At 70.5% G+C, this 10,963-nt stretch carries 12 protein-coding genes; 5 read left to right on the forward strand and 7 right to left on the reverse strand.

The genetic code is table 11. The features are described 5' to 3' along the window. The first annotated feature begins 56 nt into the window (after positions 1–56). Entirely contained in the window at positions 57–1,271 is a 1,215-nt protein-coding gene (locus tag EER34_RS13215; protein ID WP_127475493.1) for a trans-sulfuration enzyme family protein, read from the forward strand. Between the two features lies 1 nt (position 1,272). On the opposite strand, the gene EER34_RS13220 is transcribed toward EER34_RS13215, so the two are convergent. The 3 genes from EER34_RS13220 to EER34_RS13230 all read right to left on the reverse strand — a co-directional run bounded on the left by EER34_RS13220 (position 1,273) and on the right by EER34_RS13230 (position 3,132). Further along, the gene (locus EER34_RS13220; protein WP_127475495.1) at positions 1,273–1,818 is read right to left on the reverse strand and encodes a MerR family transcriptional regulator; all 546 of its coding nucleotides are present in this window, start codon (positions 1,816–1,818) and stop codon (positions 1,273–1,275) included. Between the two features lie 112 nt (positions 1,819–1,930). After that, complete coding sequence (gene ftsR, locus EER34_RS13225) at positions 1,931–2,623, reverse strand: transcriptional regulator FtsR (RefSeq protein ID WP_127475497.1); 693 nt, start codon at positions 2,621–2,623, stop codon at positions 1,931–1,933. Further along, positions 2,623–3,132: an FHA domain-containing protein gene (locus EER34_RS13230; protein ID WP_127475498.1), complete on the reverse strand. Its 510-nt coding sequence runs from the start codon at positions 3,130–3,132 to the stop codon at positions 2,623–2,625. Before EER34_RS13230 ends, ftsR begins: the two co-directional genes overlap by 1 nt. 170 nt (positions 3,133–3,302) lie before the next feature. Between EER34_RS13230 and EER34_RS13235 the strand changes: the two genes are divergently transcribed. Then, entirely contained in the window at positions 3,303–3,653 is a 351-nt protein-coding gene (locus tag EER34_RS13235) for a hypothetical protein (protein WP_127475500.1), read from the forward strand. A gap of 21 nt (positions 3,654–3,674) precedes the next feature. On the opposite strand, the gene EER34_RS13240 is transcribed toward EER34_RS13235, so the two are convergent. Continuing rightward, the gene (locus tag EER34_RS13240) at positions 3,675–4,076 is read right to left on the reverse strand and encodes a four-helix bundle copper-binding protein (RefSeq protein ID WP_127475502.1); all 402 of its coding nucleotides are present in this window, start codon (positions 4,074–4,076) and stop codon (positions 3,675–3,677) included. A 350-nt stretch (positions 4,077–4,426) separates the two neighbouring features. On the opposite strand from EER34_RS13240, the gene EER34_RS13245 reads away from it, so the two are divergent. Further along, positions 4,427–5,119, forward strand: a complete 693-nt coding sequence (locus EER34_RS13245) for a copper resistance CopC family protein (protein ID WP_240642328.1) — start codon at positions 4,427–4,429, stop codon at positions 5,117–5,119. A 10-nt stretch (positions 5,120–5,129) separates the two neighbouring features. After that, positions 5,130–6,527 carry a dihydrolipoyl dehydrogenase gene (lpdA, locus tag EER34_RS13250; RefSeq protein ID WP_127475505.1) on the forward strand — a complete coding sequence of 466 codons (1,398 nt, stop codon included), beginning with the start codon at positions 5,130–5,132 and terminating at the stop codon, positions 6,525–6,527. 144 nt (positions 6,528–6,671) lie between these two features. On the opposite strand, the gene EER34_RS13255 is transcribed toward lpdA, so the two are convergent. The 3 genes from EER34_RS13255 to EER34_RS13265 are packed head-to-tail and all read right to left on the reverse strand — an operon-like array spanning position 6,672 to position 8,081. Further along, entirely contained in the window at positions 6,672–7,169 is a 498-nt protein-coding gene (locus EER34_RS13255) for a PaaI family thioesterase (RefSeq protein ID WP_127475507.1), read from the reverse strand. A gap of 35 nt (positions 7,170–7,204) precedes the next feature. Beyond that, entirely contained in the window at positions 7,205–7,861 is a 657-nt protein-coding gene (locus EER34_RS13260; protein WP_127475509.1) for a CYTH domain-containing protein, read from the reverse strand. Next, a complete protein-coding gene (locus EER34_RS13265; RefSeq protein WP_127475510.1) occupies positions 7,848–8,081 on the reverse strand; it encodes a response regulator in 234 nt (77 codons plus the stop codon). Before EER34_RS13265 ends, EER34_RS13260 begins: the two co-directional genes overlap by 14 nt. A 177-nt stretch (positions 8,082–8,258) precedes the next feature. Between EER34_RS13265 and glgP the strand changes: the two genes are divergently transcribed. Continuing rightward, positions 8,259–10,820, forward strand: coding sequence for an alpha-glucan family phosphorylase (glgP, locus tag EER34_RS13270; protein WP_127475512.1), 2,562 nt, complete (start codon positions 8,259–8,261; stop codon positions 10,818–10,820). Positions 10,821–10,963: the final 143 nt, after the last annotated feature.

Consider the following 10,963-nt stretch of genomic DNA (forward strand, 5'->3'; position numbering starts at 1 on the left):
ATGCGAAACTGGCAGGTCGGCTTGTCATCACTTGCGATATCACCGACGATCTTTGCATGGCACCGAAGACGCTGCATCCTGACAGCCTTGCCGTGCACGCCGGCCGCGACGACCTCGCCGAGCTCGGAGTGCACGCTCTCCCCCTCGATCTCTCATCGACCAACCCGCTCCCCGGCATCGATGTCGGCGGGCTCTCGTACGAGGTGCTCGCGACCGGCGGGCATCCCTTCGAAGGCGGCTCGCACGTGTACGCGCGGCTGTGGAACCCGACGGTCGCACGGTTCGAAGACGCGCTCGCCCGGCTGGAGCATGCCGAGGAGGCCGTCGCGTTCTCCTCGGGCATGGCAGCCGTCACCGCTGTGCTCCTCGCCCTCTCGCACGAGCAGGGAAAGCGCCACATCGTCGCCGTGCGCCCGCTCTACGGCGGCACCGACCACCTCCTCGCCTCCGGGCTCCTCGGTGTCGAGGCGACATACTGCACGCCGGATGCCGTGGCCGCCGCCCTGCGGCCCGACACGGCCCTCGTCATCCTCGAGTCGCCCGCGAATCCGACCCTCGAGCTCGTCGACATCCGCGCGGTCGTCGATGCCGCGGGCGACGTGCCGGTGCTCGTCGACAACACGTTCGCGACGCCGGTGCTGCAGCATCCGCTCGACCTCGGCGCGGCGATCTCGCTCCACAGCGCGACGAAGTACCTGGGCGGACACGGCGACGTCGTGGGCGGCGTCGTCGCATGCGACGCGCGCACCGCGGCCGCTCTGCGCCGCACCAGGGCGATCACGGGTGCGATCATGCACCCGCTCGCCGCGTATCTGCTCCATCGGGGTCTTCCGACCCTGCCCGTCCGCGTGCGCGCCCAGCAGGACGGCGCCCGCGCCGTCGCCCGCTGGCTGACCACACGGCCCGAGGTCGCCCGCGTGCACTTCCCCGAGTTCGCCGAATGTGACCCCCTCGGACTCGTCGGCACTCAGCAGGCGGGGCCGGGCGCGATGATCGCCATCGAGCTGGCCGGCGGATTCGAGGCGGCGAGCGAGCTCACCGGCGCCGTGGAGCTCTTCACCCACGCGGTCTCGCTCGGCAGCGTCGACTCGCTCATCCAGCATCCGGCCGCCCTCACGCACCGGCCGGTGCAGTCCGAGGCGAAGCCCTCGGACGCGCTCGTGCGGCTCTCGATCGGCCTCGAGGACCCGGAGGATCTGATCGCCGATCTCGAGCGAGCGTTCGCGGTGGGGGCGACCTCGCGTCAGATCGCCGAAGCCGCGGCAGTCTGAGTCAGGCGGTGCGCGCGGCGCGCCGGGCGGAGAGTTCGTCCAGCGCGTCGGGCGCCTGCGCCTCGAAGGCGACGAGCTCGGTCTCGACCTCGCGGAGGACCTTGCCGACGGCGATGCCGAAGACGCCCTGGCCGCGGCTCACGAGGTCGATGACCTCGTCGTTCGAGGTGCAGAGGTACACCGAGGCTCCGTCGCTCATGAGCGTCGTGCCGGCGAGATCGCGGATGCCCGAGGCGCGGAGCTGATCCACGGCCGTGCGGATCTGCTGGAGCGAGATGCCGGTGTCGAGAAGCCTCTTGACGAGCTTCAGCACGAGGATGTCACGGAAGCCGTAGAGTCGCTGCGAGCCCGAGCCGCTGGCGCCGCGCACGGTCGGCTCGACGAGCTCGGTGCGGGCCCAGTAGTCGAGCTGGCGGTAGGTGATCCCGGCGGCGCGAGCGGCCACCGCACCGCGGTAGCCCACCTCGTCGTCCATCGCGGGCATGCCGTCGGTGAAGAGGAGTTCGGCGACGAACGGCTCGTTGTCGGCCACTTCTCGAGCAGTCATGCTCGCCCCCTCCGGAATCGGATACTTCCACGCTAGATGAGCCACCCCGCTCCGGCAACGACATCGGCTCCTCGGGCCCCGGCGTGTCGCGCGATCGGGCAGCGGCCGGACGTCAGGACAGCAGTCGATCGAGCGCCCCGCGCACGAAGATCGCGCGCACCTCGTCGAGCCGCTTGGCCAGCTCAGGCGCCAGTTCGCCGGCGCGGCCGCGAGACGAAGCATCCGTCCGCCGCAGCAGCGGCGCGAGCGCCTGCTCGACCAGCGCGACGTCGCGCTCGGCGTTCTGCCGGAGCGCGCGCACGTGCCGCGGCTCGATGCCGTGGCGGTCGAGCGCGACGAGCGCGCGCAGCAGCGCGACGGACTGGTCGGTGTAGGCGTCGGACCCGTTCAGGACCCCGGTGCTGATCGCATCGTTGAGCAGCTGCGGCGCCGCACCCGACGCGGCGAGCAGCTCGTCACGGCGATAGCGGCGCGGCGCGGGCACGATCGACGGCGGCGGGACGGCGGTCGGAGTGGCCGGCTCGCGCCCGGCGTCGACATCGGCGAGGTACTCACGGATCACGACGAGCGGCAGATAGTGGTCGCGCTGCAGGGTGAGGGCCAGGCGCAGCCGTTCGAGGTCAGACGGCGAGAACTTTCGGTACCCCGACTCGGTGCGCAGCGGCGTCACGATCCCCTGGACCTCGAGGAAACGGAGCTTGCTGGAGGTCAGTGAGGGGAACTCGGGCGACAGCCGTGCCAGCACCTGCCCGATGCTGAGAAGACCCGCGGACGATGATCGTTCGCGGGCGGATGGGGCGGGCATCACCCGTCCGCGGCCTGTACGAGGTCGGCGGGCGAGACGAAGAAGTTCAGCCGGAACTTGCCGATCCGCACCTCGGCGCCGTTGCGCAGCGTCGAGCGGTCGACCCGTTCGCCGTTGACGTAGGTGCCGTTGAGCGAGCGCTGGTCGACGAGCTCGAACGAGGTGCCGGTGCGGGTGATCTCCGCATGGCGGCGCGAGACCGTGACGTCGTCGAAGAAGATGTCGGCCTCGGGATGCCTGCCCACGGTCGTGACGTCGGTGTCGAGGAGGTAGCGTGCGCCGGCTGTCGGACCCGAGCGGACCAGGAACAGTGCGGCTCCGGTCGGCAGCGCGTCGATCGCTTCGAGCTCGGCTTCGGCCAGTTCGCTGCCGAAGGGCACGAACGAGAGATCGGAGTCATGCCCGAACGTCTGGGTCGTGTCGGTCCCACGGTCGGACTCGCCGGACTCGGGATCTGCGCCGGAAGCCCGGCGGATGTCGCCCTCGTCGGGTCGGCGGTATTCCTCCACGGTGGTCCTCCTCTGCGTGCAAGCCTATCCGATCACCCGCCGGGCGAAAGGGTCGGAATCCGCGCGACGCGCGGTTCCGCATTGTTTCGCCCCGTGTCGAGCGGCGTGCCTCGCACGAACCGCCGCCCTAACGTGGGGTGGAGAACGAACCTACGAGAAGGAGTCCCGTCGTGTCGAGCCAGCACCGTCACATCCCGCCCCTCCAGGTGCGTGAGCGTGCGGAGTGCATGTGCGACCACGGCGACGTCTGCTCCTCCTTCGCTCCGGGGCACGCGCTGCACCTGATCCAGTCCCGACTCGCCTCGGCGACGCCGTCGGACTGGGCAGACGCGATCGTCGAGTCGGTCGATCCGTCGTCGGGCGAGATCGTCGTGCGCGGGCTCGAAGACGGCGCGCCGGTCGCGCTGTGGAGCGGTGCGGGCGCGGCCATCGTGCTCACGCCGGGAGCGCCGGTGGCCGTTCACGAGCGCTATCACGTGCTCGCGGTCGGTCGCGAGCGCTTCAACGTCCTTCGCGGCTGAGCCGTCGCGGGTGGGTGCGGCTCAGGCCGTAGCCATCATCATTTCTCTGACCGCCATGCAGGCGTCCATGCAGGCCTTGCAGGCCTGAGCGCACATCTTGCAGACCTCGCTGTGGTCGGCGTGCTCCATGCACTCGTCCATGCAGGTCTGGCACATCGCGATGCACGCGTCGAGCATCGCCATCATGGATGCCGGAGTCATCCCCTGCATGCGCATCATGGCGCGCATCATCGTGTTGCACATGTCCGCGCAGTTCATGCATGCGGGGGCGCACGACATCATCTGCGTGGAGCACACCGTGCACGCCTGCTCGCAGGCCGAGCAGGCGTCCATACAGGCCTGCAGGACCGACATGTCCATCGTGCTCATGCCGGGCATCGACTTCATGTCCTTCGACATGGCGTCCATCATCATGGAGTCCATCTGCCCACCTCGCTTCCGTGGTTCGTCCGCGAGCAGGAGTGCCCGCCTGCGGCCAGGCTACCCGCGGGGTCGCGTGCTGAGAACCCTCGGCGAGGTTCGATCGTGGTGATGTCACAAGGAATTCACACACGCCCCCGTGCACAGCGACGCCGCCGCGGACCGCGATGGAGCGCACGAGTCTCATTCCCTCCTCGCCTCGTCGTGTGGCGCCGCGACCGCGATCGCCTGCCCACCGCCTCGGCGCCGGCGTGGCGCCCTCGGCCGCCACCCGGAAACTCTCGTCGACGCCGCGCTTCCGGCCGCCGCACTGCGGCCGGAGTGGTCGAAACGCACCGGCTAGGCTCGATCGGGTGGAAGCCCCCCGACCCCGCGCCGCTCGCCTGTCCCACTCTCTCACGCTCGTCGCGGCGGTTCTTCTCGCCGCCTCCGCGCTGCTGATCCCCGCATCTCCGGCGCACGCTCACGACGAGCTGCTGGGCAGCGACCCGGGCGCCGGTGCGAGCCTCGACGCCCTGCCGGCGCAGCTCACCCTGACCTTCAGCGGCGCGATCGCAACCGACGAGGGCGCCTCCGAGGTGGCGGTGACGGATGCCGCGGGCACCTCGCTCGTCGCCGGGGCCCCGTCTGCGCAGGACAACGTGCTGACCCAGCCGCTCGCGGGCGAGGCATCCGGTGAGATCACGGTCCTGTGGAAGACCGTCTCCAGCGACGGACACCCCATCTCGGGAGAGTTCGCCTTCACCGTGACGGCACCGCCGACGCCCACGCCGACCGAGACGTCGACGCCGACGCCCCTCCCGACCGAGACGTCGACGCCCGAGCCCACCCAGACCGCTTCGGCCAGCCCGACCGCCGCTCCCGCGGCCGACGGATCGTCTGCCGTGCCGTGGATCCTCTTCGGGATCGTCGCCCTGGCCGCAGCCGGCGCCGTCGTGTACCTCCTGGTGTCGCGCTCGCGTCGCGAGAAGGCCCTCGCCGAGAACCGCGAGAAGGTGCTCGGGGGCGCTCCAGGACCCGACTCCGAGCCTCCCGCCGAGGGATAGGCTTGAGGTCATGCCCCATTACGACGTCGTCATCCTCGGCGCGGGCCCCGGCGGGTACGTCGCGGCCGTCCGCAGCGCTCAGCTCGGCCTCTCGGTCGCGATCATCGAAGAGAAGTACTGGGGCGGTGTCTGCCTCAACGTCGGCTGCATCCCCTCCAAGGCTCTCCTGAAGAACGCCGACCTCGCGCACCAGTTCCACCACAAGGCCGAGCTCTTCGGCATCTCGGGTGATGTGCACTTCGACTTCGGCGTCGCGTGGGATCGCAGCCGCAAGGTTGCCGATACCCACGTCAAGGGCATCCACTACCTGATGAAGAAGAACAAGGTCACCGAGTACGAGGGCCGCGGCTCGTTCGTCGACGCCCACACCATCGACGTCGCGAAGGCCGACGGCTCGAGCGAGCGCGTCACCTTCGACAACGCCATCATCTCCACCGGCTCGAAGGTGCGTCTGCTCCCGGGCGTGCAGATCGGCGGAAACGTCGTGACGTACGAGGAGCAGATCCTCGCACGCGACCTGCCCCAGTCGATCGTCATCGTCGGCGCCGGCGCCATCGGCATGGAGTTCGCCTTCGTGATGGTGAACTACGGCGTCAAGGTCACGATCATCGAGTTCCTCGATCGCGCGCTCCCCAACGAGGACGCCGACGTGTCGAAGGAGATCGCACGCCAGTACAAGGGCTACGGCGTCGACATCCTCACCTCCACCAAGGTCGAGACCGTCACCGACCAGGGCGACAAGGTCACCGTCACCTACACGGCGAAGGACGGCTCCGCCGGATCGATCGACGCCGACAAGGTCATGATGTCGATCGGCTTCGCCGCGAACGTCGAGGGCTTCGGTCTCGAGAACACCGGTGTGAAGCTCACCGACCGCGGCGCGATCGACATCGACGACCACATGCGCACCAACGTGCCGCACATCTACGCGATCGGCGACGTCACCGCGAAGCTGCAGCTCGCGCATGTGGCCGAGGCGCAGGGCGTCGTGGCCGCCGAGACCATCGGCAAGGCCGAGACGATGACGCTCGGCGACTACCGCATGATGCCCCGCGCGACGTTCTGCTCGCCGCAGGTGGCCTCGTTCGGTCTCACCGAGCAGCAGGCGCGCGACGCGGGCTACGACGTGAAGGTCGCGAAGTTCCCGTTCTCGGCGAACGGCAAGGCGAACGGCCTGGGCGAGCCCATCGGGTTCGTGAAGCTCATCGCCGACGGCGAGCACCTCGAGCTGCTCGGCGGCCACCTGATCGGCCCCGACGTCTCGGAGCTCCTTCCCGAGCTGACGCTGGCGCAGAAGTGGGACCTCACCGCCCTCGAGGCGGCGCGCAACGTGCACACCCACCCGACGCTGTCGGAGGCCGTGCAGGAGGCGTTCCACGGCCTCGCCGGCCACATGATCAACCTCTGATCCGATCAGAGCACGAAGCCCCGGCGCCCTCGCGGGCCCGGGGCTTCGTCGTTGCCGGCAGCAACGCGCCGAGGGTGCGCGAACGACCGTCCCCCTCCCGCCGACGTGGTCGTTCGCGCACCCTCGGCACTCGGTTACCCCAGGTCAGGGGCGCAGCACGAGGAGCGAGCTCGTCGCGGTCGCGAGGGCGGTGCCCGAGGCATCCTCCAGGACGCCCTCGGCGAAGATCACCCGCGACCCGGGCTTGACGACCCGGCCCCGCGCTCGGAGGAGGCCGGTCGTCGCGAGGATGGGGCGCAGGTACGACACGTTCAGATCGATCGAGGTGTATCCGACGCCGGCGGGAAGCGTCGTGTGCGCGGCGCAGCCGACGACCGTGTCGAGGAGGGTGCAGGCGAGGCCGCCGTGCACCATGCCGAGCGGGTTGTAGTGGTACTCCCCCGGCTCGCATTCGAAGACGACCTCGCCGGGCTCGGCCGAAACCATCCAGAAGTTCATGAGCCGCGAGATGGGTGGGGGCGGCAGCTCCTCGGCGATGAGTGCCCGGAGGTAGCTGAGGCCGTCCAGGCCGCGCGAGGCGGCGAGGGGCGGGCCGGGGTCGTCCCAGCCGAACGTCCGGGTGCGCGGGGAGTCGGTCGTCATGGCTCACAGAATAGAGCCGGCGGTGCCGTTCGGACTCAGTGGCCGAGCGCCCGGGCGAGCTTCGAATCGGATGCCGCCGCCCGCGCCCCGGCGGCGGTCGCCGCCTTCTCGACCGCGGCGAAGAAAGCCGCGCGGGCTGCGGGATCGGTCGGCCCCGCCGGGCCGAGCTCGATCTCCCACTCCTGCCACTCGCGCTCGATGCCGGCGCGCTCGTCGGTGGTGCGCACGTGGTCGTCGGCGAACTCCGCGACGACTTCGCCGGACTCCGACAGCAGGAGGTATGCGACACGCTCGTTGCGGATGCGGGCGAGCGGCACGAGTGCGGCGTCGCCGACGACCGGGGCGAGCTCGGCCCGCGCCCCGTCGGGGACCGCCTCTGCCCCGCCGAGGGGCCAGTGCAGCTCGATGCGGCCGCCGTCGGTGCGGCGCGGGCCTTTGATGTGCCAGCCGGCGTCGGGTCCGCCGGTGCGCCGGCGGAGTGCGTAGCCCGCGCGCGCGAGCGCGGCGTCGTCGGTGTCGATGTACATCGCGTCGAGCGAGCGGGCTTCGCCCGCGCTCACCGAGGCGACACCCGGCAGTCCCGACCAGTCGGGAAGCGGGACGCCCGCGTCGACGTCGAACTTCAGCTCGATCTCGATCGAGCGGGCCGGCGCCGCAGCCGCCGAACCGGCATCGGCGTCAGCGGCGCTCACTCGCCGAGTCGCTGTAGGGGTCGATGTCGTCCTGCGACTCGACGAACCAGAACTCGGCCTCGGTGGGGCCGTCGGTGTCGCCGGTGCGCTCGAGGTCGCCCTTGCGCTCGTACACCACCTGGGTCTCGCTGTAGGGGACGATCAGACGGTCGAGGTCGGAGTTCTCGAGGGGCAGGAGCTGTCCGTCGAGCGGGCCCCCGTGCAGTCGTGCGATAGCCATGTGCCGAGCCTAGACCCGGGCGCCCACACGTCCCCTCGCCGAGCGCACATGAATTGCGCGAATGAGCATCGCCTGTGCGAACGGATCGTGTGCGCTCGGGCAGATCCCGTGCGTTCGCGGAGCATCCCCCACCCCCGGGTGCAAGCGTTTTCACCTGGTGCCCCTAGAATCGCTCGCGTGAAGGCCATCCGAACGTTCACCGTCCGTCCCGTCCTCGCCGAAACCCTCGCTCCCCTCGACCGCCTCGCCTCCAACTGGCGCTGGTCGTGGAGCCGGGCGACGCACTCCCTCTTCGCCTCGATGGATCCGGCGCTGTGGGACGAGATCGGCGCGAACCCGGCCCGCATGCTCGGCGCGCTCGGGCAGGACCGCCTGGACGAGCTCGCCCGCGACGAGGACTTCGTCCAGCGGGTGCGCGAGGAGGACGAGCGCCTCACGGCGTACCTCGACGGCGAGCGCTGGTTCCAGCGGCTCGACGGCGCGAAGCCCGCCCACATCGCCTACTTCTCCCCCGAGTTCGGCGTCGACGGCTCGCTGCCCCAGTATTCGGGGGGACTCGGCATCCTGGCCGGCGATCACCTCAAGAGCGCGTCCGACCTCGGCGTCCCACTGACGGGCGTCGGCCTCTTCTATCGTGCCGGCTACTTCCGCCAGTCGATCGGCGACGACGGCTGGCAGCGCGAGAGCTACCCGCTCCTCGACCCGTACGGCCTGGGCCTGACGCTGCTGCGCGACCACGATGGCTCCCCCGTCGAGATCGCCCTCGACCTGCCCGGCGACCGGCGCCTCCACGCCCGCGTGTGGGTCGCCGACATCGGCCGGATCCCGCTGCTGCTGCTCGACTCCGAGACGCCGTCGAACTCCGACGAGATGCGCCGCGTCACCGATCGCCTGTACGGCGGCGGCGGTGAGCACCGGCTCCTGCAGGAGCTGCTGCTCGGCGTCGGCGGCGTCCGCGCCGTGCGCGCGTGGTCGGCGATCGCCGGCCGCCCCGCCCCCGACGTCTACCACACGAACGAGGGCCACGCCGGGTTCCAGGGACTCGAGCGCATGTCGGAGCTCATCACGCACGACGGGCTCGGGTTCGACGCGGCCCTCGCCCAGGTGCGCGCGTCGACGGTGTTCACGACGCACACGCCCGTTCCCGCCGGCATCGACAGGTTCCCGCGAGACCTCATCGCGGACTTCCTCTCGAGCGGCCTGTTCGCGAACCTCGACGCGGGCCGCGCCATCTCGCTCGGCCTGGAGACCTGGGAGGGCGGCGATCAGGGCGTCTTCAACATGGCGGTCCTCGGTCTCCACCTCGGCCAGCACGCCAACGGCGTCTCGGTGCTCCACGGCGAGGTCAGCCGCGGGATGTTCGGGCAGCTCTGGCCCGGCGTCGACCCCGACGAGGTTCCGATCACGTCGATCACCAACGGCGTCCACGCCCCGACGTGGGTGCATCCCGCGCTCAAGGCCGTGAGCGAGCGCGTGTTCGGCGACGCCCGCACCGACACGCACGACTGGACGAATCGCGAGGCCGTCACCGACGCCGAGCTGTGGGGGGTGCGCCAGCAGATGAAGGGCGAGCTCGTCGCCGTCGCACGGCGGCGGGTCGCGGCATCCGTCCAGGCCACCGGCTCGGGAGTCGTGCCTGCCTGGGTCGACGACCTCCTCGACCCCGAGGTGCTCACGATCGGCTTCGCGCGCCGTGTGCCGACGTACAAGCGCCTGACCCTCATGCTGCGCGACCCCGAGCGGCTGACGCGGCTGCTCACCCACCCGGAGCGTCCCGTGCAGATCGTCATCGGAGGCAAGTCGCACCCGGCCGACGACTCGGGGAAGATCCTCATCCAGCAGCTCGTGCGCTTCAGCCGCGATCCGAAGGTGCGCGGGCGCATCGTGTTCCTCCCGGACTACGACATCACGCTCGCGAAGGACCTCTACCCGGGCTGCGACGTATGGCTCAACAACCCGCTGCGCCCGCTGGAGGCGTGCGGCACGAGCGGAATGAAGGCCGCGCTCAACGGCGTGCTGAACCTGTCGATCCTCGACGGGTGGTGGGACGAGTGGTACGACGGCGAGAACGGCTGGGCGATCCCCACGGCCGATACCGCGTCGAACGACGAGGAGCGCGACGATGCCGAGGCATCCGCTCTCTACGACCTCATCGAGCACCAGCTCGTGCCCCGGTTCTACGAGCGCGAGGGCGGGATCCCGCTCCGGTGGCTCGCGATGGTGCGCCACACGATGACCGAGCTCGGCAAGAAGGCGACGAGCGACCGCATGGTGCAGGACTACGTCACGCGCCTGTACGTGCCGGCCGCCGCGCACGAGGTCGCCCTGCGCGCCGACGACTTCGCCGAGGCCAGGGCCCTGGCGGCCTTCGTCACACGGGTGAAGGATGCCTGGTCCCGCGTGTCGATCGCCGGCGTCGACTCGTCGGGCATCCCGGCGCAGGCCCAGGCCGGAGACGCTCTCGAGGTGAGCGCCGCGGTGCGGCTCGACGGGCTCTCGCCCGACGACGTCGCGGTCGAGCTGGCGTACGGCCGCACGAACGAGGACGACACGCTCGCGCGCGATCACTCGGTCTACCGCCTCTCCCCCTCGGGCCCCGCGGTCGACGGGGTGACGACGTTCACCGGCACGCTGCCGCTGACCGTGACGGGCACGTTCGGGTACACCGTGCGGGTCGTGCCGACGCATCCGCAGCTCGTGTCGCCGGTCGAGCTGGGTCTCGTCACCTACGCGTCCTGACCGCGGCTCGCCCCGGCGCCTCGCTACTTCGCGTCGCCCGCTCTTGCGGCTCTCCGCTCTCGTCAGGCGTGCGAACCAGCAGCTCGCAGGGCGTCGGAGGCCGACAGCCCGAACATTAAAACGTTCCAACAAACCGGGCCTCC

The sequence above is a fragment of the Microbacterium sulfonylureivorans genome (genome assembly GCF_003999995.1).
Classification (GTDB): Bacteria; Actinomycetota; Actinomycetes; order Actinomycetales; family Microbacteriaceae; genus Microbacterium; species Microbacterium sulfonylureivorans.